This is a genomic window from Rhizobium sp. 3T7, from assembly GCF_020166565.1.
In the GTDB taxonomy this organism is placed as follows: Bacteria; Pseudomonadota; Alphaproteobacteria; order Rhizobiales; family Rhizobiaceae; genus Rhizobium.
This window is the reverse complement of record NZ_JAIQXS010000033.1, coordinates 1-26,350: the sequence shown is the minus strand read 5'-3', so window position 1 is coordinate 26,350 and position 26,350 is coordinate 1. Positions and strand designations below refer to the sequence as shown.

Here is a 26,350-nt window from a genome sequence, read left to right as displayed (position 1 = left end):
CCGCGGCACGCTGGCCGTGGTGCGATAGGTCCTGGCACGGCCAGGAAGGACGTCTTCAAGATTCGGTGTCTTGTGGATTGGCAACCAAATATCGCGCGCTCTGGCTGAAAAGCCAAAGGCGGACGATGGTGAGCACCATGAAGACGAACGACACAAACTCGACGCGGAAGCAGGGGCGGCCAAAGGACGTGACGCCGCTGGCCAAGAAGCCTGAAGCGCCGACAGCGCAGCCGCCTGGGGCGAAGGAGGAAGCGAGCCTCCGATCATTAACCCGATTTCGGGCGTCGCACAGTAGACAAACCGGTGCCGCACCTGTGCAACACCGTGCGAGCCTTGTGTCGCTGGCAGGTCTAAATTCGCTTCACCGCGTAGGAGAGCCATGCGGCCCGACCGTGAGCGTGACCGGGCCTGGCCTTACGCTTCAATAGCGCGCATCCTCAAGGCCGCAAAATGGATCGACCGGGTTTGTGCCAAGGAAAGGCTTGCGCCCGAGCATGCACTCCACAACGGCCTCCTGCACGGTATCCATGGTCGAGTACGCGTTTATGTAGGCTGGTATGCGCGGCGCGTCGTAGAGGTGATATGGATGACCGAAGGAGATCATCACGGAGGGAATATTCGTCCAGGGTCGGTACATGGCCTTGAACAGGCCCCCGCCCCCCATCCGATGCCAGTCGACGAATATCCGGCCCCGTACGAGCAGCGACTCGTCGCCCAAGGCGTAAATCACCAGATCGAAGTCGTCTGGGCTTGGCACGATGTCCGGCCGGTCGATCGTGACTTCAAATCCCTCTTTGGCCAAGAGCTCCGGCAGCAGGAATTCCAGTGGCTGCTGCATAAGCGGATGGATGATGCCGCCATCGACCAACAGGATGCGTTTTGTCTTCGCAGGATCAAGCGGAAAGATGCTGTGGACATCCTTCACAAGCGTGGGTGAGCGAGCGATGTACTTCTTGGAAGCGGCAACGCTGTCGGGATGCGCAAGCAGGTTGCGCGCTTCCGCAGCGTCGGGCAGGACATCCGACGGCTGAAAGAGTTTGAGGTGCGCTTTGAGCGCCAACACGCGAAGAACCGCTTCCTCGAGCCGCTCAGGCGTTATTCGCCCATCTTCGACAGCGGACTTGACCGCTGCCATATCCTCCTCCGGTGCGTCGCTGAAGAGGATCATGTCACAGCCATTGGCGATAATGTCAGGCATGGTCTTCGTGTGGTGGCCCCAGGCCGACAGGCCACCCATCGGCGTAGCGTCAGAGACAATGATGCCATTGAAGCCGAGCTGACCACGGAGAAGATCGATGTTCAGTAACCGGGAAACAGAGGCAGGCCGGAAGGCTTCAAGCCCAGCATCGTGCATCTTAGACCGGACATAGGCCGGCAGGGAAATATGCGCGCTCATCACGGCGAGCACGCCCTCGCCGATCAGCCTTTTGTAAAGTCGTCCGAAAGTTTCTTCCCACTGATCCATCGAGAGTGGATTGACGGTCGTAACGAGGTGCTGATCGCGGTCGTCGTATCCCTCCCCCGGCCAGTGTTTCGCGGTGGCGGCAATTCCATTCTGCTGGAGGCCGCGAACATGGGCGACGGCGTGGCGCTCAATTCTATCGACATCGGAACCGTAGGAGCGCGTGCCGACGATCGGTGATCGGAAGGCAGCATTGATGTCCATGACCGGAGTGAAGGACCACCGTACACCCATGGCTCTACCCTCGCGGGCCAAGATTTCGGAACTCTTCTCGGTCGCCTCGACATCGTCGACGGCGGCGAGACCAAGTTGCCCTAGCACCGGTGTGCCGAAAGCGAAGGAATGGCGGCTTCCTTCCAGATCTGCGCTGATGACCGGTGGCACTTTGCTTCTGGCGACAAGGTCTGAGATGACACGCCGCTCGAAGTCGAGGTCCGGCGTGAAAAATCGGGTCACCCCACCCGGCCTCAATGCACCAATGCGCGCGAACTCCTCTTCATCCGTCCCAATCATGATCAAGGTGAAGAGCTGGCCGACTTTGTCGTCGAGATCGAGCGACTCATAAACATCGCGGACCCAGGCGATCGCGGCCTCATCAAGGTTGAACGGCGGTTTGCGAAGTCCATCGTATATCGTCACAAGTCCCTCCGTGATCAACGCTCTGTGGCGATCGTTGCGTATGCACGCCATGATGGGGAAGCTCTAAGGCGAGCGACTATCCACTCTCTTAGAGCAGAAGGCAACAAGGTCCCAAACGGCTAAAGCGCGCTCAGGTGTTCTCACCGAAGGTATGGGTAACGCCTCCGACGGTTCCCATCATTCAGATCGGGAATTCGCATTGGCAGGATGAGGAAAGCCGCCAGCATTTTATGTCAAGACTCCGAACTTTCTGACCTCTAACTCATTATAAAGCCAACGTAAATCAGGACACGACAACGTGGATGCCCAACGGCCCTTCGAGCCGCGTTGGGCGTCGCGCGATGAACACATGCTTGACGAATTCCAGCAGAAATCATCCGTGCAAGCGACCGCGGATAGCTAGACATAGGTCGAGTGGAGCCTCGCCTGTTGTCTGGTGCCAAAGCGTCTCGCGGCTACGTACACTTCCTTGGTCTTCGCCGAGTGGAGTATTGAAAAAGATTGATCCTCGCCTCTGGCGAAACGAATGTCTGAAAACCCACCGAAAGGTTAAGAACATGTATCGCATTCTCAGCCTCACTGCAGTCGCAGTCATCTCTTCGATTGCCTTCGCGAATGTTACACTTGCCGACAGTCTCGACATGAATACGGCGCACGCGCTCGAAACGACCCTTCGTTCCTACAACGCCACTTTCGACGTCCGCCAGGTCAATAACTGGGACCTGTCTCCGGAGCACCTCACTCGGGGCGAATCCGCGTCAGATCGCACGACCGGTGCCATCGAAGGGATCAGGTCAGCGATTCAGTCGAACAAACCACTTTCCGGAAAGCTTCAACAGGCCGGCGTAAAGGTATCCAACATCGTCGATGTCGAGCAAGCTGCGGACGGTAGCATGACGTTCTATTCCCGCTGAAACAAACTCGACGTTGGTGGTCCGCGCTGGAGGGGACCACCAACCGATGCCAGTCTCTCAGCCGATAGCTTTTGTAGGTCCAGTTCCTGAATATTATTCAGACCTGAGGAGCGAGAAATGACGCGACAAGGTAAAAAACGCGGTCGTCACCGGGGGCCGTTTAGATTTGTGACTCGTATTCGCGGCTTTCACAGCGGTAGCGAAACAGCTTTGCGGGGCGACCACCCGTTTCGCTCGTCGTATCGCCAGTTTCCTCGACCAGTTCCTGCTGCTCGATCAACCGTCGGAAATTCTGCTTGTGGAGCGTTAACCCAGCCAGAGCTTCAACGCTACGTTGCAGTTGCAGCAAGGTGAAGCTCTCCGGCATCAACTCGAAGACAACGGGCCGGTATTTGATCTTTGCCCGCAACCGCGCAATGCCGGTCGCAAGAATGCGCCGATGGTCGGCAAACATCGGCCGACCCGGATTTGCGTCCGACAGGCAGCCAGCCTCCTTCACAAGGCCCGCCTCGTAGAGGATCTCATAGCGCTGCAGTACCAGGTCTTCGTTCCACGCGACCTCGCCCAATCCAAAAGCGAAGTTCGTTCGACGCATCCGCTCCTCCTGACGGATGGGGTCGCGCTTTACCCAAGCAACGAGATGCGCGACGATATCGTTAAGGACCGCCGGGCGTCCGGCACGCCAGTCCTCCCAGGGAAAATAGCTGTACCAGCCATGCCAGGCGGGCCCACCAGCGCCTGTTGCGGCCTGCTCCCGGACCAGACCGAGATAGCTGATCGAGATCGTCCGACCGCCCAGGATCTCGTTGTTTCGGTCGCGATCAGCGAAGGTATAGAGCTGCTCCAGATAGCCAACCGGATGGCCTGTCTGCTCCTGAACCCATTCACGCAAACCACTCTGCAGGGTACGATGCCCCATCTCGAATGGGCCAGACGGTAGAGCCTCCCCGGACCGGATCGTCATCACACGCGGCTCGCCGCCTGTCACCGCAACGAGCACGGCTATCAATTCGGCATGTGCAAACCCGATCGTCAAGAAAAGTACGCCTCCTGTTGTCAGACCAGCAATCTCTGGCACAACGAACAAACTTGAGGAAGCATATCCGGGCGTGAATATACTTGAATCTGTCGGTCGATCGCCGCTTAGCGCAGGAACTGCCTGAAGCGGCGCAGCGCGAGATAGAAAAAGATGGCGCCAATCGCCACGAGCGCCGCAAGCTGCGGCCACACCACGGCAAGGCCAGCCCCGCGAAATAGAACGGCCTGCGATAAGATCACGAAGTGCGTGTTTGGCGCTGCGAGCATGATGTTCTGGATAATCTCGGGCATGCTTTCGCGCGGGGTCGTGCCGCCGGATAGCAACTGAAGGGGGATCAGCACCAACATCAGGAGCAAGCCGAACTGCGGCATCGAGCCTGCGACGGTCGCAAGGAAAATGCCCAGGCAGGTGGTGGCGAATACGACAAGCGTAGTGCCAATCACAAACAGTACAAAGGAGCCTTCAATCGGCACCTTGAGCAGCCCCTGGACGATAAAGATCAGGGAGAATGTGGAGGCGGCAACGACAATCAGACCCATCGACCATATCTTGCTCAGCATAATCTCCAGCGGCGTGATGGGCATGACGAGCAGATGCTCGATCGTGCCGTGTTCCCGCTCGCGGATCAGTGCCGCACCGGTCAGGATGATCGAAAGCATCGTAATTGAAGAAATGACATTGTTGATCGAGCCGAACCAACTCTTATCTAACTCCGGATTGAACCGGGATCGCAGCGTCAGCGCGACGGATACCTGGTCGCCACCGCGATATCGATTGACGAACTCGTTAACCTCGCCCGAGACGATCGACTGAACATAGCCGCTGCCAGTGAACGCCTGTGATATACGCGTCGCATCGACATTCAGCTGGATGCTCGGCGATCGACCCGCAAGCACGTCCCTCTGGAAATTCGGTGGAATGACGAGTGCAAACGTGTCCAGCCCGGCATCCATGCGGCGATCGACCTCCTGGAGCGCAATGACGCGCGGAACAACGAAATAGGGTGGATAGAATGCTGTTGTGATCCGCGCGGAGAGCGGCGACTGGTCCTCATCCACAATAGCGATCGCAGCCCGATTTAGCGTTTCCGGCAGAGAGTTCGACGCCGTGTATATCGACACCGTGAAGGAATATATAATCAGAACGAGTAGCATCGGATCGCGTGCGACACCCCAGAGCTCCTTAATTCCCAGCCGATAGACACTGGCCACACGCATGGTCAGTTCGCCTGTTTCTTCAGAAGCGCTGCCCCTAAGCACATCACAATCGGAGCGGCAATCAGCAATGGTATGAAGGAATCGACCAAGTCGCTAAAGCCCAGAGCCTTGGAGAAGGTCCCGCGCGAGATCGTGACAAAGTGGGCGGCGGGATAAATCTTGCCGATGAAGGCGCCGGCCCCTTGTAGTGATGATACGGGGTCGATCATACCCGAATACTGAACTGCCGGAATGAGGGTTATCAGGGCGGTGCCGAAAATCGCGGCGATCTGACTGCTCATGAAGGCTGAGATAAGCAGCCCCATGCCTGTTGTGATCGTGACGTAGATCAGCGCTGCGAACGCAAACGTCAGGAAGCTGCCGGTAAAAGGGACACGAAAGATGAAGACCGCGAATGCGCTCAACATGAAAAAGTTGAGCATCGCGAGAGCGATATAGGGCAATTGCTTGCCAAACAAGAACTCGATGCGAGTAACCGGTGTTACGTAAAAATTGATGATGGAGCCGAGCTCCTTTTCGCGCACCACGCTGAGGCCGGCAAGCATTGCGGGGATCATCATCAGCAGGAGCGGAATGACACCGGGGACCATAGCAACAAGGCTTTGTACGTCCGGATTGTAGCGGTAGCGGATGTCCAGCTGGAAATTTGCGGTGGCAGCCGCGGCTCCAGCGCGCTGTTGCGCTTTTCGCGCGAGCCATTCTGCATGCATTCCCTCCACGTAGCCCCGGACCGTTTCGGCTCGGCTCGGCATGGCGCCATCGATCCAGGCCCCTATCTCCACGCTTCGTCCACGCGAGATATCCCTGCCGAAACCGGGCGGGATTTCGATCGCAAGGCTGAGCTCCCCTGATCTCATTCGACGGTCCATATCCGCATAGTCGACGATTGGCGGCCTTTCATCGAAGTACCGGGAACCGGAAATCTGCAGGACATAGTCCTGGCTGATCGTGGTGTCATCACGGTCGAGTACAGCGAAGGAAAGGTTTTCGACATCCATGTTGATGCCATAGCCAATGACGAACATCAAAATGACACTGCCGACCACCGCCAGCGTCGCACGAATGGGATCGCGTCTGAGTTCAAGCGCTTCGCGGCGCGTGTAGGCAAACATCCTTCGAAAATCGAAAATCCGCCCCAGCCCACCGGCCCCTGCTTGCCTCGCGGCATCGCCTGCCTGCACATTCGCAGACGCAAAGCTTGCCGGCGCTACTTCCTTGTCCCCGGTTGCGCCTTCGAGATAGGCTATGAAAGCCTCCTCGAGACTGGTCGCGGAACGCGCTTTCACAATGGCCTCAGGTGTGTCGCTCACAAGCACCTTTCCGGCATGCATCAACGATATCCGATCACACAGGGCCGCCTCGTTCATGAAATGCGTCGAGACGAAGATCGTAACATTGTCCTTTCGCGACAGATCCGACAGGATCTGCCAGAAATTGTCGCGGGCGACCGGGTCGACGCCGGACGTCGGCTCGTCAAGGATCAGAATATCCGGTGAATGGATCATCGCCACCGCAAGCGACAGACGCTGTCGTATGCCGAGCGGCAGGGCATCCGGCAAGACATCCATCACATCGGCCAGATCGAACCGCTGCATCGTCTCCTGTATGCGAGCCGGAATCAATTGCGGGGCAATGCTGAACAGCTGCGCATGAAGGTCGAGGTTCTGGCGAACCGTCAACTCCGTATAAAGGGAGAAGGCTTGCGACATATAGCCGACACGACGGCGGATCTCGATATCGTTTGAATCGACCTCGCGACCATAGAGATGCGCCGTTCCTTCGCTTGCCGGCAAAAGCCCCGTCAGCATTTTCATCGTTGTCGTCTTGCCGCAGCCATTCGAGCCAAGGAACCCGAATATCTCGCCCCGAGCGATGCGGAAGCTTACGTCATCGACGGCGGTAAAGTTGCCAAACCGCATGGTCAAGTGGCTTGCCTCTATCGCGATCTCCTGCTCGGCGGCTGGCATCCTTGGCGGCATATCGACACCGCTATGTCCGGCGCGCTTCTCCTCGGGAAGAAGTGCGATGAAGGCCGTATCGAGATCGTCCGTTCCGGTGGCCTTCATGAGCTCGACCGGCGTTCCGGTCGCCAGGACCCTGCCGCCATCCATCGCGACCAACCAGTCGAAACGCGCCGCTTCCTCCATGTAGGCGGTTGCGACGATAACGCTCATGCCCGCACGACTTTGCCGGATGCGATCGATCAACTCCCAGAACTGGCGGCGAGACAAGGGATCAACGCCGGTTGTCGGCTCGTCAAGGATAAGTAGATCGGGGTCATGGATCAGGGCGCAGCAAAGGCTGAGCTTTTGCTTCATACCGCCGGAGAGCTTGCCGGCCGGTCGATCTGCAAAGGAGCTGAGCCCGGTTCCCCTCAGTAGCCCGGCAATGCGCGCCTCCCGCTCCTCTCTTGCCTGACCAAAGAGCCTAGCAAAGAAGTCCACGTTCTCGAAAACCGAAAGCGTGGGATAAAGATTCTTACCAAGCCCCTGTGGCATGTAGGCGATCTTCGGGGAGGTTATGCTGCGATGTGTCGCATCGGCGATACTGCCACCAAGCACGTCCACCCGCCCTTTTTGGATGACACGTGCGCCGGCAATGAGCGACAGAAGACTCGACTTGCCCACGCCATCCGGACCTATCAAGCCGATCATACGGTTCGCCGGCAGGTCGAGCGTTATGTTGTCCAGCGCCTTTGTCTCGCCGTAGGCGAGGCTAACGCCCTCAAGGCGAGCGACCTGGCGATCTGGCTCGCCGGGTGGCTGGCCGTTCATTGCAGCACCGGCCCGGAAATATGGGTGGGCCATTCCGCTTCGCGGTCGAGCTGTACATAGGCCATGCCTGGGAGGCCCGTCTTGACGAACTGAACATATTTGCGCAGCAGCTCCGGCGGGATCCTGGCCCTGATCCTGAACATCAGCTTCGTCCGTTCTTCCTGCGTCTCGACGGTCTTTGGCGTGAACTGGGCGACGTCTGCGACGAACGTCACGTTGGCCGGTATGATGTATTTCGGTGCTGCATCGAGCACGAGCCGTACCTCTGCTCCCATCGGAACGCGTCCCGCCTGGTCGGTCGGCAAGAAAAAGGTCATGTAGACATCACTCAAGTCGACGATATTGAGCACGCGTCCACCCGCGGCAAGGACCTCGCCCGGTTGCGCTACCTTATATTGCACGCGACCCTCACGCGGTGACTTCAGGACGCTGTCGGTGATGTCGGCGTCGATGCTCTCGATCTCTGCTCTCGCCGCATCGACCGCAGCTTCCGCATCCACGACCTGCGCCTTCGAAGAGGTAATGGCGGCCTCCGCGGCTGCGAGCTGCGCCTGCGCTGCCGCAACCGCGGCCTTTGCTCCTTGGGCAGCCGCGCGGTCGTCATCCAGAATCTGTTGCGAAATCGTGTTGCTTTTCCGTAATTGCTCCGACCGTGTAAGCTTCGTTTGCGCCGCGTCGGCTTCCGCCTCACGCTGGGCAACGACGGCAACGGCAGCGGCGTGCTCGGCTTCACGTTGTTTGACTAGGCTATTTGCCGTATCAACGCCGATAACGGCCCGGCGCAACTGCGCCTCGGCCTGACGGCGTCTCGCCTCGAGCTGCTCGGTGTCCATTCTGGCAAGCATCTGACCCGCCTCGACAAAATCGCCCTCATTGACGAGAATGTCCTGAATGCGGCCCGCAGTCTTTGTCGAGATATCGATCTCGGTCGCTTCGATGCGCCCATTGCCGCTGGCAATATTATCAGGGAGGCCGCCGTTCGAGAATTTCTGCCACGCGTAATAGCCACCGACCACTAAAACGGCGAGCAACGCAATGAAAAGCCAATTCTTCTTTGCCGGCATGCCGACCTCTCAGACTTAAGCGAATACCCGATCACGATCTATGGTTGATCACAACAATAACAGTAATTTGACGTTTCAATAATCACGAATCTGCCGGATGGCCGCATCTTCAATGCGTTGTGCCACGCGTAAGACGCCAAATAAAAACGAATCAACACAATTGATCCGATCAATTATCTCCGTTAGGTTGATTGCTAGCATAATAGTCGCGCAACAACCGGCGTTGGAAGGAGAGAACCATGAAAGATGGACCCCATGCAGTAGATGTTCACGTCGGGAAGACGATCCGCATAAAGCGTCTGATGCGTAAGGTATCGCAGACCGAGCTTGGCGATCGGGTCGGCGTCACGTTTCAACAGATTCAAAAATACGAAAAGGGATCCAACCGCGTTTCCGCGAGCATGCTGGTTGAGATTGCCGGCGCGCTCGATGTCGACGTCCGATCTTTCTTCGAAGACGTCAACCCCGGCACCGCCAACGACAATCCGTCGCCCAGCGAGGAATTCGTCGTCTCCCGCGACGGCGTATTGCTTAACGCCGCGTTTTTGTCGATCAAGAACGAACAGGTTCGCAAGAAGATCGTAAAGCTCGTGCAGGCAATTGCCGGCATGGAATTGGACGACGCTGAATAGCTTTCTGGTCGGCGTTGGACGGTCCGAACGTCAGTGGCAGTCGAGAAGCACGAGGTTCTCGCTGGCATCTTTCATTGCGACCTGCGTCTTCTTGCCGATCAGCTTTTCGAGATTGACGTCGAGCTCGCGTTCGGGGTCAATGCCGTCCCAATCGATCACGACCTGAAGAAGAGCCATGTTGGTCAAGTGCATCAAATTATGCAGCTTGAGTTTCTGGGCTTCATCTTTCGCGGCCGAGAGCAACCGGAATATTCTGGCATACTCGCTACCCGTTCCCTCGTCCCTCGTCAGAATGTTCATTGCCACCGCCTTCACCTTCTCTGCTGATGAGCCTTCCGGGCTTCAACGAGATCCATCATTGTGCTCAGGCGTTACTCGGGCGTTACAGGCGTGACGCCCCCCGTGATTTCCGCCCGCAAGTGCTCCCAGTGCGAGGTGGCGGCAAAACCCCAGTCACGCTCCTGAACGGCAAACTCCACTTCTTGCAGATACTGCAGGACGAGTTCGGCATCCTGACGCTTGCGCTCAATTTTGGCTGCTCGGATCATCCGCAGGATCGACTTGGCGCGGTCCCCACTGGCGAAAGTGCAGCCCTCGACGACCTTGGGATAGGTACGCTGCGAAAAATGAAGCGCGCGGCCGGCAAGCAACAGCATCTTGTGTTCGGCAAGCGATAGAGCGCCCCGCCGGTACAGACCGTCGATCGTCGGCTGAAAATCGACCCACGGGATCGAGAGCGGCAGCCAGCCGAGTTCTTCCGGCGCGTGCACGAGCGCCACAGCCTCGTCGTCAATCAGGCGACCTTCCGCGTAATCCTCGTAGATCGAACCCAGACCGACCATGCCGAACGCTGCGCATTCGGCCGCGCGCAGAGCCCCCATGCTGGCGCCGCCGGCAACGACGACATTGTGCTGCAATGCGTAGAGGATCTCCTTGTGCCAGACCGAAGGCACTTCCCCGAAGTAGCCATCGACAATCCCAATTGCCCGTGCGCCATCCTGCACGGCCTGCAATATGTCACCGCGTGCGGCCGGCCCGCGAAAGGCGATCGAAGGGTTCTCGTCTCGGAGACTGCCAATATCGGCGCCAAAGCTCGGGCCGGCGAAGATCACCTTCATTGCATTGCTCCCTGCATAGCGTTGACGGCGCGCAACCCGAGTTGAATGAATTCGCCGCTGACATCCACCTCGAGGCCAGGAACGATCATGCGGACGACTGAAACCGGCAGGCGCGGATGGGGAAGCGGCACGGCCACCACCTGATCGATACCTTTCGCCTTCAGGCGATCGAGAATGTGGCTGATATTTTCCTGGATGCTGCGCGGCGTCGTTTCGAAAGAAAATTTGGGAGCGACGGGTGCTTCGTCGCAAAGATTGATGAGTTCCTGCATCGGGCCGCCGTTGTCGAGCCTCTGGTAGAGACGCGGGGAAAAGTCGTCGCGGCTACCAGCAATCGCGGTCAAACGGCTCTGTGCCGCCTCGGTGATTGCGCGCAGCGCTGCGCGAATAGGATCGGGGTGGCAGCCGCATCCCCCGCACACATGGGTCCAGCGCGTATCCACACGCTCACCAAGATTGCCGGGTATGATAACTGCCAGAAAACTGGGGACGCCAATGTCGGTCGTCATGTCGAGCAGCAGGAGACGCATTCCTGCGCGCCTGATGCGATCTACGACAATATCCAGGACAGGATCACCGAAGGCCGCCGGATCGATCCGCGCGCCGCACAGTTGCTCGTGCGGGCGCAACTGCGTCAGTGCCCAGGCGTCACGTTCGACCAGCTCGCAAAGCCCGTGAAGCACAGCTTCCGCCGGCCGATTTCCGGATGCGAGACCATCACTCGACTGCTCGAACCCGCAGGGGCGGACGCCCCGATGATCGAGACCGACGAGCGGCCAAGGCACGAAGACAGGGCGGCCGGACATGATGTCCAGACCTTCGCTCCAGGCGATCGGCTGCGAACCGATCTCGGAGGGAACGCAGCGGGCGACCGAATCGAGGTCGATCATCGGCGCATGTTCGGCCTTCATTCCGTGCAGCGTCGCCATTACCAGGTCGCGCGGCTGCATCTCAGCAATGCGCGTCTCGACAGCTTCCATCGCGGCCGAAGTCATAGCGGCTTCTTCGTCGATGCCTTTTCCCTGAAAAACTGAAAGCGTGTAGCTGTTCGGCCGCGTCGCGAAAGCAACGGGGATCTCGACGAGGTCAAGCGCGGTGAGCAAACCCACCCGCGTAATGCCAAGTTCCTTGAAGTGCGGTTTGATGGCCGCGAATGTCTGCCCAGGCGTCAGTGAGCGGTCGTGATAGCTATTGATGCCGGCCGATGAAAGACTGAGATCATGCGCCAGGCGCTCGAGTGCGGTCTGAACAGACATTCGCATCGACCTCAACGGAACTTCAGGGCGTGAACAATGTTTGCCGTGGCGTTTGTGTCAAGCTGGACGGCTTCCTGTTTCAGGACGGCTTGAGCGGCGGCGGAAAGGCGTACTGCAACTGGCTTGATCTGGGTGGTCGTCATTGTGTCATCTCCTGCTAGAAGCAGCATCGTGCTGCGGACAGGAGGAACATGCCCCGACTGGCGTTATTTCGGCGTGACCAGGATTCGCGCTAGAACGGCGCCCAAAGCACCGCAGGTGTAACGCTTCAAGACAACCCGGCCATCCGAAGGCCGTCAATCAGCTGACGGGTGTCATCCGGATTGCGGTCCGGCACGAATTGCCAGACATCATCGGTGCGGAAATCGGGAAAATTCTCGAGGACGATAGAGGCATAGCGCGACGCAGTTCGCAGGTCACCGTTCTTGGCGTGGGATGCAGCCAGAAGGCGCGAGGTCGCAGGGCGATCCTTGACGCGATCCAAGACCTCGATCGCCTTTGCATAGTTTTCCTGCACGAAATGGATACCGCCGAGATTCCAGTAGTAATAGTCCGGTGGCAACGGATTGAGCTTCAGCGCTGCCAGGCTCAACTCCAGCGCCCGGTCACTTTGACCATCATGCAGCAGGGCATCAGCATGATCGGCGAGAATGTCGGCGTCATTGGGGTTCAGCATCTGCGCTTCGGCGAAAAATTCGAGACTATCGTCGAAGCGGCGGCGATAAAGAGCGACGAAGCCCAATTCGCGCATCGCCCTGCCACTATTCGGGTCGCTGTCACGAGCAAGCCAGGCGGAGCGGTCCGCCTCCTCCAGCAATTGCGTATCCTTCATTCCGCGCACAAGCCACTCCATACCGAGCACGCGGGCCATTCCAGCGTGAGCCGATGAAAACCTGTCGTGGCGGGAGAGCGCTGATTTGAACCATTTGCGCGCCTGGCGCAGGTGCTGAAGATCGGTCTTCGAAACGAGCCGCTTTCCTTCGAGGTACAGGCGGTAGGCCGACGGATTGACGTCATGCGTCATATCCAGAAGCTCGCGGCGTTCGATGGTGTCGGCGAGCGTCATCACAATTCGTCGGGCAAGCTGAGCGAAGGATTGGTTGACCTTCTGCATGGCAAGCGGCAGGTCGATCGCCCAGAGCACTTCGGCCGTCGAGTTCTTCGTCAGTCGGCACGTGGAATAGATGTCATCCTCGCGACCATGGATCGTAACATAGACGGTATAATCAAACCGCAGCTCGGGTGGCGTCGGCACAAAGGGATCGCCAGCGAGACTGCGATTGACGATTTCCAGGCTCGTGTGCGCGGCAATCACCTTGAAGCCGCGCTGCTGGCTTAGTCCGATCGTGACCTCTTCCAAAAGCGCGCGCCCCACACGCTGCAGCACCGGGTCAGACAAGATGGTATCCGGCGGCAGAATGAGGACCCGCGGCTGACCCACTGGGTCAGAAGGGACGTTGCCGGGTATTTCTTTCAAGGGGCCTGCAAGTGAGGCCGGCGTGATGATGCCGAGCTCCTGCGCCACGGCCAGGGTCCGGCCATCCGGCTCTGCACCGTATTCAGCCTTCAGCTCATTGCGACAGCGCAAATACACCTGACGTGCGGCTGCGAGATCACCGGCGTCCACGTGCCGTTGCATCAGCGCTCGGCAAGCGACTTCGTTCGCAGGGTCCGCATCAAGCAGCGAGCCTGCAAGCATCAGGATGTCGTCGGATGTGCGTTTCTCCGGCGTTTCGAGAAGCGCAATTATATGAGCCTCGCGGCGTTGCTCAATGCGCTGACGCTCGACGACAACCCTCTCTTCGGCCTCGATCGTCGGCGCCTTGAATCCCTCGAGAAGATCACCGCGAAGCAGATCCCACGCTGATCGCGGCAAGGGCACCGCCGTATCGCTGAGGACCAGTACGTCTGCGTCCCAATCATCACGGTTGAAGGAAACATGGGTATTCGTCGCCTTGAGCAAGCGCGGCAGGCTGTCGGGAATGCTGCGATCAATCCGCGCCAGAAGCTGGCGCAGGCTGCCGGCTCGCTGTTTGGATTGATCCGACTGCCACAGGATCGCTCGCAGGATTTCCCGTTCCATCGCGTATTGCGGCGCAGTCACCAGAAAAGCGAGCAACGCGTAGGCCTTCTCGGGCAAGACGATCTCGCTGCCCTCCGCGAAAAGCGCGGGCGTTCCAAGTAAACGGAGAAGACGGTTCTGTTTGCCTGTCACGAGCAACTCGCGATTGGAGAATCCGAACGCGAGTATAGGGACAAACAATGGCAACGCAAAAGGATTATGCTTGTCCGGTTGAATTTATCAACCGGTAGATGATTTCGGCACGCAACTTACTGGAAAAGTGCCCCGCCTGAAATGCTATTGCGCCATCCTTTCGGTCCACTGACGCCACCAATAAACAAATGGCGCCGACCTTTCGATCGACGCCATTTGCAGTGAATAACGCGCTAGCTTAGGCCGCGGCCGAAGCAAAACCAGCCGTCGGTACTTCCGAGATCGTCTTCAGAACCTGCGAAGCGATCTGGTAAGGGCAACCCTGAGAGTTCGGGCGACGATCTTCCAGGTAACCGCGATAATCATTTTTAACGAAGGAGTGCGGAACACGGATCGAGGCACCACGATCGGCAACACCATAGGAGAACTTGTTCCACGGAGCCGTTTCATGCTTGCCGGTCAGGCGCTTGTCGTTGTCCGGGCCGTAAACGTTGATGTGGTCCATCAGGTTCTTGTCGAACTGCGCCATCAGAGCTTCGAAATAAGCCTTGCCGCCGACTTCGCGCATGAACTTGGTCGAGAAGTTGCAGTGCATGCCCGAGCCGTTCCAGTCGGTATCGCCGAGCGGCTTGCAGTGATACTCGATGTCGATGCCGTACTTTTCCGTGAGGCGCTGCAGCAGGTAGCGTGCCATCCAGATCTGGTCGGCGGCCTTCTTTGAGCCCTTGCCGAAGATCTGGAACTCCCATTGACCCTTGGCCACTTCGGCGTTGATGCCCTCGTGGTTGATGCCGGCTGCGAGGCACAGGTCGAGGTGCTCTTCAACGATCTCGCGGGCGATCGAGCCGACGTTCGAGTAGCCGACGCCGGTGTAGTAGGGGCCCTGCGGAGCCGGGTAGCCGGTTTCCGGGAAACCGAGCGGACGGCCGTTCTCGTAGAAGAAGTATTCCTGCTCGAAACCGAACCAGGCGTCCTCGTCGTCGAGGATGGTGGCGCGGCTGTTGGACGGATGCGGGGTGACACCATCCGGCATCATGACTTCGCACATGACGAGAACGCCGTTCGTGCGGGCCGGGTCCGGATAAATCGCGACAGGCTTCAGCACGCAGTCAGAGCTGCGGCCTTCTGCCTGCATCGTCGACGAACCATCGAAGCCCCAGAGCGGGAGCTGCTCGAGTGTCGGAAAAGCGTCGAATTCCTTGATCTGCGTCTTGCCGCGGAGATTTGGTACCGGGGTGTACCCATCGAGCCAGATGTACTCGAGCTTATACTTGGTCATTTGCGAGTCTCTCAAACATAAATCGTGAGCAAATCCTCACGCGAACCGACCGTTGAAGCGACCAGGCCGCGAAGGGATACCAAATTACATGCACGTGGCGTGCCAGTTTGTGTGCGATGATGTCGCTAGCCAATCGATTGCGCCCGACAAAGCCGACCGACCGAGTTTGCTCCACGGAGATGACCGAGCGAGGAACCGACAGCGGACTCAAGCAGTTAGCTGCCGAAGGTAGTTGCGGAGCGTGCGTTCGGCCGCCGCGACCGGAGAAGGCTGCAACATTTTTTTCGCAGTTCAACTCAGTCGATCATTTTTTGTGCATATGATTATATTTTATACCCAATGAGATTCCGATATAAAAGCCAGCAGATTCGAATGCCCATAATCCCAACATATGTCGCATGTTTTTCAATCAGATCGCGCAATTACTGTGCAGTTCTGTTATGGTCGTGTTATTGTCCTCGGGCGTCGATGAGCAAGGAGGCACTTTATGGCCATTGGTGTGCATCACGAGACGGCAACAATTTACGCGTTTCCAGCGAAGCGTTTTGCTGCGGCGGAGCGTCGCCCGGCAGTTGATATTGAACGGGATATGATCCCTTCGGTCTATGAAAGCTGCTGGTATCACGACGAAGCCATCAAAGAAACGGCAGAGCCGGCACAGCCAAAGTTCACGCCCCGCATCGTGGATTGACCTTTTCTTGATCGTGAACCTGCGCCCGACGGCATAGCACTGTGACGCGGTTTAGCCGGGGTCCCGCAAGTCGCCCCGCTGCCAACGCGGCGCTCTAGATGAGTCTAATTACAAGTACCTTCGCGTGACGTCCAAGGGCGAAGCGTCGGTTGCCCGCCGATGCTGCTCCTCGGCTTTGCAGGGACCTGCTCCGGTCGGAAATCGCTGGACTCGACCTTGGCCACCTGGGCACACCTAGAACCCTTTCGCCTCCCAGCACGTCGCCCTTGTTTTGCCGCAGTCAGTTGACCCTGCCGTGCGAAATCCCGATCCCGAACCGCGACCCAACGGATCGCGCCGACATCCCGCCTGCCGACGCCGCCAGAACACGACTGCGAAGATCATCGCTCAATGCACGTGCCATCACTGCCTCCTGATTGGGAAGACGCAGGGAATCACGGCAAAGAGCGACTGTCATCCAAATGCCGATTCCGCGTTCAGGGGACTGTCCTAGGTGCCAAGCGACACTTGGACCTTGGTCTCGGCAATGGCGAGACCAAGGCCCCTCGCATACAGATGCTCAAGCTTACATAATCCTTGCATAATCATCGACGATTGGTCGGTCGAGAGCCTAACAACTGTCGCGGCCATGGCTCCGGCGGCGTGTTCAGCCGGCAGCGCACTTCGTTTGGTGCGAGGGCGAAGCTGTGTCCAAGGCGAAGGCAATCATTGGGAGGGTGGCATGGTACAATTTATTCGCTCGGACCTGGACTTCATCCTGCAGCAAATTCTCCTCGCGGAGGCCCACGCGGCCGGATCTGATCCGAAAACCCTGGTCCCGAACTCGTTCGTCCCCTTCGGTCTGCGCACGGTTGATGGATCATTCAACAATCTTTTTGCGGATCAGAGCGAGTTCGGCGCGTCCGACAACATCTTCCCGCGCCTGACGGACCCGGTGTTTCGTGATGCCCAAGCTGGAACCTCATATGCGCAGACAAGTGGCACGGTCATCGACTCGCAGCCGCGAACGATCAGCAATTTGATCGTCGACCAGTCGTTGAACAATCCGGCGGCGATTGCGGCCGCTCTCCAGAATGCCGGATCTGTGGACATTGCCGGAGACAGCGCTTCCTTCCTCGCTGCCCTCCAGGCTTTGGAGACGGCCAAGGCCAATGCCGGCGGCAATACGTCAGACCCGGCTGTGATAGCCGCTCAGCAGGCGTTCGATCAAACGGTAACGGATCTTGGCCTGAATATCGCTACCAGCCCTGGGCTGGATGGCCAGTTTGGCACGGCCGACGACAAGCCCGTCTTCTTCATTCCCAATACCACCCCGGATGAAGGTCTGTCTGCGCCATTCAATTCCTGGTTCACCTTTTTCGGCCAGTTCTTCGACCATGGTCTCGACCTCGTGACCAAGGGCGGGAATGATGTCGTGTTCATCCCGCTGCAGCCGGATGATCCGCTCTTTGTCGAGGGCAGCCCGACCAACTTCATGGTGCTGACGCGGGCGACCCAGTTTGCCGGGCCGGGCGCCAACGGCATTCTTAACGATGACCCGACGACGGCCGTTGACGAGTCCGCCGACAACACAACCCACGAGGCGATGAACACGACATCGCCGTTTGTCGACCAGAACCAGACCTATTCCTCGCATCCCTCGCATCAGGTTTTCCTGCGCGCCTATGAATTGGATGCCAATGGCAGGCCGGTGCCTACCGGCAAGCTGATCACCAATCGCGACCTCGGAGCCGACGGCATATATGGCACGGCCGATGACGAAGAAATCGGCGGCATGGCCACCTGGGCCGTCGTGAAGGCGCAGGCGCGCGACATCCTTGGCATCAACCTGACCGACGCCGACGCGCTTCGCGTGCCGCTGCTTGCCACGGATGCTTATGGCAACTTCATCGGCGGCCAGAACGGCTTTCCACAACTCGTCGTCGCCGCCGGGCCTCCCCCGGTTCTTGTCGAAGGCAATCCGGCATTGCCAGTCAACGCGTCCCAGGCGATCAGCACCGGACACGGCTTCCTCGATGACATCGCGCATGCCGCCAACCCCTTCGGCGACCATGACGGCAATCCGGCAACACCACCCCAGGCATTGACCCCGGACGTCGACACTGTCGCAGGTGGCACACCTCCGGGACAGGGATTTTACGACAACGAGCTGCTCGACGCGCACTACATCGCCGGCGACGGCCGCGTGAACGAGAATATCGGCCTCACCGCCGTCCATTCGATCTTCCATGCCGAACACAACCGGTTGGCCGATCATACCAAGGAAGTCCTTGTCAGCGATGCCCAGACGCTGCTGGCCGGTGGCGCGACGCAGGCTGAGGCGGTTGCCTTCCTCAATCAATGGCTGGTGGTCGACGTGCTGACGGTCCCGGCGCTGACGGACATCGCCACGCTCCAGTGGGATGGCGAACGCCTGTTCCAGGTGGCGAAATTCGGCACCGAAATGCAGTACCAGCACCTGGTGTTCGAGGAGTTCGCGCGCAAGGTCCAGCCGCAGGTCGATGCGTTTCTTGCGCCTGAAGGTTTCGACACCACGATCGATCCCGCGATCGTTGCCGAGTTTGCACATACGGTCTACCGCTTCGGGCACTCGATGCTGACCGAGACAATCGACCGCCTCGATCCCAATTTCGTATCAAACGAAGTTGGCCTGATCGCGGCCTTCCTCAACCCGCTCGCCTTTGCCGCAAGCGGTCCAACGCCGGAAGAGGCGACCGGCGCCATCGTGCGCGGCGTAACGCGCCAGGCCGGCAACGAGATCGACGAGTTCGTCACGGAAGCGTTGCGCAACAACCTTCTTGGCCTGCCGCTTGATCTGCCGACCATCAACCTTGCGCGTGGCCGTGATACCGGCGTGCCATCGTTGAATGCCGCGCGTCGTGAATTTTACGAAATGACTTCCGACAGCCAACTCAAGCCTTATACGAGCTGGGTCGACCTGGTGCAGAACCTGAAGCATCCCGAGTCGGTTATCAATTTCATCGCCGCCTACGGCACGCACACCGCCCTGACGGCGGCCGACGTCGACACGCTTGCGGAAAAACGCGCCGTTGCCTCAGCTCTGGTTCTGGGCGGAAGCGCGGTGATCAACGCCGGTGGCATTGCCGAAAGGACATTCATTGCGGACGAGGCCGACCGGCTTGCGTTCCTCAACAGCACCGGCATCTACGCCAACTCCCCGACCGGCGTGACGACCACCGGTGTCGATGCAATCGACCTGTGGGTTGGCGGCCTCGCCGAGCGGCAGATGCCGTTCGGTGGCCTGCTGGGCTCGACCTTCAACTTCGTCTTCGAGACGCAGTTGGAGGCGCTGCAGAATGGCGATCGCTTCTACTACCTTGCCCGCACCGCCGGCATGAATTTCCTCACCGAGTTGGAGAACAACTCGTTCGCCAAATTGATTATGGCCAACAGCGATGCCACGCATCTACCTGCCGACGTGTTCTCGACGCCGGGCCTCATCCTCGAAGTCGATCAGACCCGGCAGTTCAATGCGAACGTGGTCAATGATCCTGGCCCGGACGGCATACTGGGTGATGATCCCCTTACGCCGCTTGTTGATGAGAGCGCAGATGACATTGCCACCCCCAACCAGGATCCTCTCGGTGGCTCTGCCCTCATTCCGCTCGTCATTCGCGACAACCCGGCGACTGCGGTCGTCGATACGAATTTCCTCCACTACACCGGCGAGGATCACGTGGTTCTCGGCGGCACCGAGAACGATGACATTATCATTTCGAGCATCGGCGATGACACGCTCATGGGCGACGGTGGCAACGACCGGCTCGAAGGTGGCGACGGCGTCGACAATATCGAAGGCGGCGCCGGCGACGACATCATTACCGACCTAGGCGGCGATGACGTCCTCAAGGGCAATGACGGCGATGACGTCATTCACGGCGGCAATGGCTTCAATCTGATCCTCGGCGGAGGTGGCAGCGACTTCATCATCACCGGTGAGGACGTTTCCGAGACCTTCGGCGGCACCGGCAACGACTTCATCCTGGGCGCCCAGATGAACTTGCCGACATTCGGCAATGAGGGCGATGACTGGATCGAGATCGGCACATCCGATGGCGCGGGCGGCGACAATTTCGACCCGCAGGAGGCGAGCACCGTCATCGGCCACGATGTTTTCATCACCGGCGGCGGCTTCGACGAAGTCGACGGCGAAGGCGGCGACGACATCATGGTCATGTCCGACGGCGAAGACCATTTTGGCGGCGGCGGCGGCTTCGACTGGGCCAGCTACAAGAACGATGCGTTCGGCGTGACCGTCGACCTCAATGTCAACGACTTCATTGAGCCGCCGGCAACGCCCTCCAACCAGGGTATTCTTGACCGGTTCGCCCAGGTGGAGGGCCTGACTGGATCGGCCTTTGGCGACATCCTGCGCGGCGACGATGCCGACGCGGCCGAGATCAACGTTGCCGGGCCGCAGAACAGTTCGCTCACCAATATCAGCCTGATTAACGATCTGCAGGCGTTTCTCGACCAGATTCTATCGACGACGGGCGTCACTTCGTTCAGCGCCGGCAATATCATCCTCGGCGGCAGCGGTAGCGACATTATCGAAGGCCGCGGCGGTGACGACCTCATCGACGGCGACCGCTGGTTGAACGTGCGGATTTCGGTGACCGGCCACACGCCGCAGCCGGGCCAGCCCGTCATCACCAGTGTGGACAGCCTGACAGAGCTTGTGCCCTATGTGCTTTCGGGTGAAATCAAGCCAGGCCAGCTCAGTATCGTTCGCGAGATCAACACCGGCGACGCCGACTTCGATACCGCCGTATTCTCCGACAATCGAGCCAACTACACTGTCGTGACCAGCCTGGACGGTGTTACGACTGTCACGCACAACCTGCTTGATGGAAATGGAGTAGTCATCGGTGTCGACGCTGATGGCGCCGACCGCCTCCTGAACGTCGAGCGGCTGCAATTTGCGGACCAGTCCGTGACACTCGTGGCCGGTCTCAACAATGATCCGGTTGGCCTGTTGGTGCTTGACGACCTCACGCCGGCCGTCAATCAGGTATTGACGGCTTCGACGGCGGGCGTCACCGACGCCGACAATCCGGGCACGGGAGAAATTACCGGTCCGATCAGCATCATCTGGCAATCGGAAGCCATCGCCGGCTCGGGCATCTTCCAGGATATCGTCGACTTTGGCGGCGGCAACCCCGGCACGGCGCTCGGCAGTACGTTCCGCATCACGCCCGATCTTGATGGGCTGAGATTGCGCGCCAAGGCGGTCTATCAGGATGCCAATGGCGTGCTGGAGACGGTTTTCTCCGCGCCGACAGTGGCCGTCGCTGCCGGTGCACCGGCGGCGGCGCCTGCGCCGATTCCGGCCGAAACACCGGTCACCAGTGCCGGCATCCATCTGATCCGCAGCGATCTGCAGTTCATGCTTGAACAGATTCTGATCGCTGAAGCGCATTCGGGGGCTTATGGAACCCCGGCACAGGACCTGCGCTCGCTGCTGCCGAACACCAGGCTGCCTTTTGGCCTGCGCACGGTGGACGGTTCGTTCAACAACCTGGTTCAGGGCCAGACCGACTTCGGCGCTGCCGACCAGAATTTCCCGTCTCTGCTGGATCAGCAGTTCCGCAATGACCAGGACGGCGACACGTTCGGCCCGATTACCAATACCAACTACGCCTCCACAACCAACGTCGTCGACGCCGATCCGCGCATCATCTCCAATCTGATCGTCGACCAGACGATCACCAACCCGGTGGCCGTCGAGGCCTTCGTCGCGGCGGGCCTCGGAACGCTCGATGTCAATGGCGTCCTGCTCGATTTGAATGGTGTCCCCATTCCCGCCGGCCAACCGCTATTTGTCCCCAACACGGCGCCTGACGAAGGCCTGTCGGCGGGGTTCAATGGCTGGTTCACCTTCTTTGGCCAGTTCTTCGACCATGGCCTCGACCTCGTCAACAAGGGCGGAAACGGCACGATATTTGTCCCGTTGCAGCCTGACGATCCCCTTTATGTGGAGGGTAGCCCGACCAATTTCATGGTGCTGAGCCGGGCCACCAATACGCTCGTCCAGGCAGGCGCCGACGGCGTCCTCGGGACGGCCGACGACATCCACAGGCATAACAACCAGACCACTCCCTTCGTCGATCAGAACCAGACCTATACTTCACATCCCTCGCATCAGGTGTTCCTGCGCGAGTACGCGCTCGATGCGAACAATCACCCGGTTGCGACAGGGCAGTTGCTCGACGGCGCTGACGGCGGCCTGCCGACCTGGGCCAACGTCAAAGCGCAAGCGTTGATGCTTGGCATCACCCTCACGGACGCGGACGTTACCAACCTGCCGATGGTTGCCACTGATCCCTACGGCAAGTTCATTCCGGGCGCGAACGGCTTGGCGCAATTTGTAACCGCAGGCGGACTTGTCGAAGGGGTCGCCGGTGGCCTCGCTGTCCCCGTCGATGTCGTCCGGACCAACCATGCCTTCCTCGACGACATCGCGCACAGCGCCAATCCACGCAATTCGGCCGGCGCGCTCCTGACGGCCGACGCCGACACCGGCATTGGCGATGACAACAATCCGGGCACCTACGACAACGAGTTGCTCGATCGCCACTTCATCACTGGCGATGGTCGCGGCAACGAGAACATCGGCCTGACCACCGTGCACCACATCTTCCATTCGGAACACAACCGGATGGTTCAGCACACCAAGGATGTCGTTCTCGCCTCTAACGATCCCGCCTTCATCGCCCAGTGGCAGTTGCCCGATGGCTCGTGGAACGGCGAGCGCTTGTTCCAGGCGGCGCGCTTTGCCACCGAGATGCAGTACCAGCACCTGGTGTTCGAGGAATTCGCGCGCAAGGTCCAGCCGCAGGTCGACGTGTTCCTCGCCGAAGGCCAAGGCTACGACGCCACGATCAATCCCGCAATCGTTGCCGAGTTCGCCCATGTGGTCTATCGCTTCGGCCACTCGATGCTGACGGAAACCGTGAATCGCCTCGACCCCAACTTCCAGTCGAGTGAGATCGGCCTGATCGAGGCCTTCCTCAATCCGGTCGCGTTCAACAATGACGGTGCCTTGACCGCCGACCAGGCGGCCGGCGCCATCGTGCGCGGCATGACCCGCCAGGCCGGCAACGAGATCGACGAGTTCGTTACCGAAGCGTTGCGCAACAACCTTCTTGGCCTGCCGCTTGATCTGCCGAGCATCAACCTGATGCGCGGGCGCGATACCGGCGTGCCGTCGCTGAATGCGGCGCGCCGTGAATTCTACGACGCCACCGGCGACGGCCAGCTCAAGCCATATGCGAGTTGGGTCGAGCTTGCGGCCAACCTGAAGCACGAATCCTCGGTGGTCAATTTCATCGCGGCGTATGGCACGCATGCCGCCCTGACGGCGGCCGACGTCGACACGCTTGCGGAAAAACGCGCCGTTGCCGCCGCTCTGGTTCTGGGCGGAAGCGCGGTGATCAACGCGGGAGGCGCAGGCGGCGTTGAGAGGACGTTCACCGCGGACGAGGCCGACCGCCTTGCCTTCCTCAACAGCACCGGCATCTACGCCAACTCCCCGACCGGGGTGACGACCACCGGTGTCGATGCAATCGACCTGTGGGTTGGCGGCCTCGCCGAGCGGCAGATGCCGTTCGGTGGCCTGCTGGGCTCGACCTTCAACTTCGTCTTCGAGAACCAGATGGAGAAGCTGCAGAATGGCGATCGTTTCTACTACCTGGAGCGTACGGCCGGACTGAACTTCCTCACCGAGCTGGAGAACAACTCCTTCGCCAAATTGATTATGGCCAACACCGACGCCACGCATCTGCCTGGCGACGTATTCTCGACGCCTGGCTTTACTCTTGAGGTCGACCAGACCAAGCAGTTCACCGAACTGAACGAAGCCGGGGCCGACGGAATTCAGGGGACGGCTGACGATGTCGCTGGCCTGGACGGGATTTCCGGCAATTCTGATCCGCTTGGTGGCATCCTTCTGACGCCGCTGGTTATTCGAGACAACCCGGCAACGCCAGGTGCCGATACCGACTACCTGCGGTATACTGGCGAGGATCATGTTGTCCTCGGCGGTACGGCCGGTGACGACACGATCATCGCGAGCATCGGCGACGACACGCTCTATGGCGACGCCGGCAACGACCGGCTCGAAGGCGGCGACGGCGTCGATATGATCCTCGGCGGCGCTGGCGACGATATCATCACCGATCTTGGCGGCGACGACAACCTTCAGGGCGGCGATGGTAACGATGCCATCCATGCCGGCAATGGCATCAACCTGATGCTTGGCGGTTTCGGCAACGATTTCATCGTTACCGGTGAGGACAGCAATGAAGCCTTCGGCGGCCCTGGTAACGACTTCATCTTCGGTACCCGAGCGGACGAAATGGTGTTCGGCAATGAAGGCGACGACTGGATCGAGCATGGAATGGCCGATGGCAGCGCCGGCGAAAATTTCGACACGCGCGGACTGGATTCAATCATCGGCAACGACGTCTTCATCGGCGACAGTGTCGCAGACCGAATGCTGGGTGAGGGCGGCGATGACATCATGGTCGGCAATGGCGGCCAGGTGGACCGCTACATCGGCGGGTCCGGTTTCGACTGGGCCGTTTTCAAGCACGACTCGTTGGCCGCAAATGTCGACCTGAACCTCCGCGCCTTCGACGAAACGCCCGTGCCGCTGACGGCGGCATCGGCTCTTGCGCGGTTTGAATCGGCTGAAGGCCTGTCGGGATCCTCCCTAAGCGACATTCTGCGCGGCGATGATGCCGACGCAGGCGTGATTGCTTCGTCTGGTTTTACCGGCAGCGTGCTTACCAATTTCGGCCTTGTCACTGGCCTGCAGCAATTCGTCGGCGCTGCTGCTGCCGGATCGGATGGCATTGTCGGCACCGCCGACGATCAGTTCGGCTCGGGTAACATCATTCTCGGCGGCGACGGCAGCGATCTCATTGAAGGCAGGGGCGGCGACGATCTTATCGACGGCGACCTCTCGCTCAATGTGCGCATCAGCGTGCGCGCGAATGCAAACGGCACCGGCGAGGAACTCTTCAGCGCTGACAGCATGAGTGAACTGACCGATCGTGTGTTCTCCGGTGAAATCAATCCCGGACAACTCACAATCGTCCGTGAGATCTTGACGGCGGATGGCCCTGGTTTCGACACGGCGGTGTTCTCGGATGTCCTGGCTAACTATCGCTTCAATGGACAGGTCTTTGACCCGGCCAACCTGCCGACGCCTGACATCAACGGCTTCATCACGGTATCGCACATTGTCGGGGGCGTTGCTGGCCCGGACGGAACCGATCGTTTGTCAAACATCGAGCGGCTGCGGTTTTCTGACCAATCGATCGTACTTGGAGGTATCAACAGCGAGCCGGTTGGCCTGCTCTCGATCCGCGACGCGGCAACGGGCACTGCGGACAATACACCGTCGGAGGGTCAACTTCTGGAGGTATCGATCGCGGGTGTGAGCGATGCCGACAACCCTGACGGCCTGATCACCGGGCCAGTCACATACTTCTGGCAGTTCGAACCGCGCCCGGGTACCGGCATCTTCGAAGACATCATCATTGCCACAGGTCTGGGGGATGTGCATGCGACCGGCCCAACCTTCACGCCTGGCGCGGATTTAGCCGGACTCGCATTGCGCGTGCGTGCTATCTACCAGGACGCCAATGGGGTTTTGGAAGAGGTGTTCTCGGCGCCCACAGTGGGTGTCGGGCTTGAGCCTCCCCCACCCAACACGGTCGTGGGAACGCGGGGCGACGAGACGCTCAACGGCGGTGCAGGCGATGACATCATCAACGCCGACCGCGGCAACGATATAGTCAACGGCGGCGGCGGCAACGACACCATCGACGCCGGTCGCGGCGACGATACCGTCAATGCCGGCGACGGCAACGACGCGATCCTCGGCGATCGTGGCAACGACATTATCAATGGCGGTCTGGGTGACGATACGATCGACGCCGGTCGCGATAACGACACCATCAATGGCGGTCCGGGCAATGACACGATCCTTGGCGATCGCGGCAACGATCTTATCATCGTCGG

The 26,350-nt window shown here is 59.4% G+C and carries 15 protein-coding genes; 4 read left to right on the top strand and 11 right to left on the bottom strand.

Features of this window, described 5'->3' with window-relative positions; translation table 11 throughout:
* Positions 1 to 421: 421 nt before the first annotated feature.
* Positions 422 to 2,101, bottom strand: a complete 1,680-nt coding sequence (locus K9B32_RS27485; protein WP_224568267.1) for a glycoside hydrolase family 3 protein — start codon at positions 2,099 to 2,101, stop codon at positions 422 to 424.
* A gap of 557 nt (positions 2,102 to 2,658) precedes the next feature.
* Here K9B32_RS27485 and K9B32_RS27480 point away from each other — a divergent pair.
* Positions 2,659 to 3,015 (top strand): hypothetical protein, encoded by a 357-nt coding sequence (locus tag K9B32_RS27480; RefSeq protein WP_224568266.1) that lies wholly within the window; start codon positions 2,659 to 2,661, stop codon positions 3,013 to 3,015.
* Positions 3,016 to 3,175: 160 nt separating this feature from the next.
* Here the strand turns inward: K9B32_RS27480 and K9B32_RS27475 are convergent, their stop codons facing one another.
* From K9B32_RS27475 to K9B32_RS27460, 4 genes are all read right to left on the bottom strand, one after another.
* A complete protein-coding gene (locus tag K9B32_RS27475; protein ID WP_224568265.1) occupies positions 3,176 to 4,051 on the bottom strand; it encodes an NUDIX hydrolase in 876 nt (291 codons plus the stop codon).
* A 107-nt stretch (positions 4,052 to 4,158) separates the two neighbouring features.
* Positions 4,159 to 5,271: an ABC transporter permease gene (locus K9B32_RS27470; protein ID WP_224568263.1), complete on the bottom strand. Its 1,113-nt coding sequence runs from the start codon at positions 5,269 to 5,271 to the stop codon at positions 4,159 to 4,161.
* Positions 5,272 to 5,273: 2 nt separating this feature from the next.
* The gene (gene rbbA / locus K9B32_RS27465) at positions 5,274 to 8,045 is read right to left on the bottom strand and encodes a ribosome-associated ATPase/putative transporter RbbA (protein ID WP_224568292.1); all 2,772 of its coding nucleotides are present in this window, start codon (positions 8,043 to 8,045) and stop codon (positions 5,274 to 5,276) included.
* Positions 8,042 to 9,109 (bottom strand): HlyD family secretion protein, encoded by a 1,068-nt coding sequence (locus K9B32_RS27460; RefSeq protein WP_224568261.1) that lies wholly within the window; start codon positions 9,107 to 9,109, stop codon positions 8,042 to 8,044. The genes rbbA and K9B32_RS27460 overlap by 4 nt, the downstream gene beginning before the upstream one ends.
* Positions 9,110 to 9,348: 239 nt before the next feature.
* Between K9B32_RS27460 and K9B32_RS27455 the strand changes: the two genes are divergently transcribed.
* On the top strand, positions 9,349 to 9,741 hold the full coding sequence (locus tag K9B32_RS27455) for a helix-turn-helix domain-containing protein (RefSeq protein ID WP_224568259.1): 393 nt from the start codon (positions 9,349 to 9,351) through the stop codon (positions 9,739 to 9,741).
* A 30-nt stretch (positions 9,742 to 9,771) separates the two neighbouring features.
* Here K9B32_RS27455 and K9B32_RS27450 read toward each other — a convergent pair whose 3' ends face one another.
* The 6 genes from K9B32_RS27450 to K9B32_RS27430 form a co-directional block, all read right to left on the bottom strand.
* On the bottom strand, positions 9,772 to 10,041 hold the full coding sequence (locus K9B32_RS27450) for a hypothetical protein (RefSeq protein WP_007795619.1): 270 nt from the start codon (positions 10,039 to 10,041) through the stop codon (positions 9,772 to 9,774).
* Positions 10,042 to 10,112: 71 nt separating this feature from the next.
* Positions 10,113 to 10,859, bottom strand: coding sequence for a TfuA-like protein (locus tag K9B32_RS27445; protein ID WP_224568257.1), 747 nt, complete (start codon positions 10,857 to 10,859; stop codon positions 10,113 to 10,115).
* Positions 10,856 to 12,115 carry a YcaO-like family protein gene (locus K9B32_RS27440; protein ID WP_224568253.1) on the bottom strand — a complete coding sequence of 420 codons (1,260 nt, stop codon included), beginning with the start codon at positions 12,113 to 12,115 and terminating at the stop codon, positions 10,856 to 10,858. Before K9B32_RS27440 ends, K9B32_RS27445 begins: the two co-directional genes overlap by 4 nt.
* A gap of 11 nt (positions 12,116 to 12,126) precedes the next feature.
* Positions 12,127 to 12,258, bottom strand: a complete 132-nt coding sequence (locus K9B32_RS29005) for a hypothetical protein (protein ID WP_007795609.1) — start codon at positions 12,256 to 12,258, stop codon at positions 12,127 to 12,129.
* A 125-nt stretch (positions 12,259 to 12,383) separates the two neighbouring features.
* Positions 12,384 to 14,330, bottom strand: a complete 1,947-nt coding sequence (locus tag K9B32_RS27435; protein ID WP_224568251.1) for a BTAD domain-containing putative transcriptional regulator — start codon at positions 14,328 to 14,330, stop codon at positions 12,384 to 12,386.
* Between the two features lie 238 nt (positions 14,331 to 14,568).
* A complete protein-coding gene (locus K9B32_RS27430) occupies positions 14,569 to 15,609 on the bottom strand; it encodes a glutamine synthetase beta-grasp domain-containing protein (protein ID WP_007795602.1) in 1,041 nt (346 codons plus the stop codon).
* A 487-nt stretch (positions 15,610 to 16,096) separates the two neighbouring features.
* Here K9B32_RS27430 and K9B32_RS27425 point away from each other — a divergent pair, with 487 nt between their 5' ends.
* Together K9B32_RS27425 and K9B32_RS27415 are read left to right on the top strand one after the other, a co-directional pair.
* Positions 16,097 to 16,300, top strand: a complete 204-nt coding sequence (locus K9B32_RS27425; protein ID WP_007795598.1) for a DUF2735 domain-containing protein — start codon at positions 16,097 to 16,099, stop codon at positions 16,298 to 16,300.
* 721 nt (positions 16,301 to 17,021) lie between these two features.
* A partial coding sequence (locus tag K9B32_RS27415) for a peroxidase family protein (RefSeq protein WP_318013376.1) occupies positions 17,022 to 26,350 on the top strand: 9,329 nt, incomplete at its 3' end.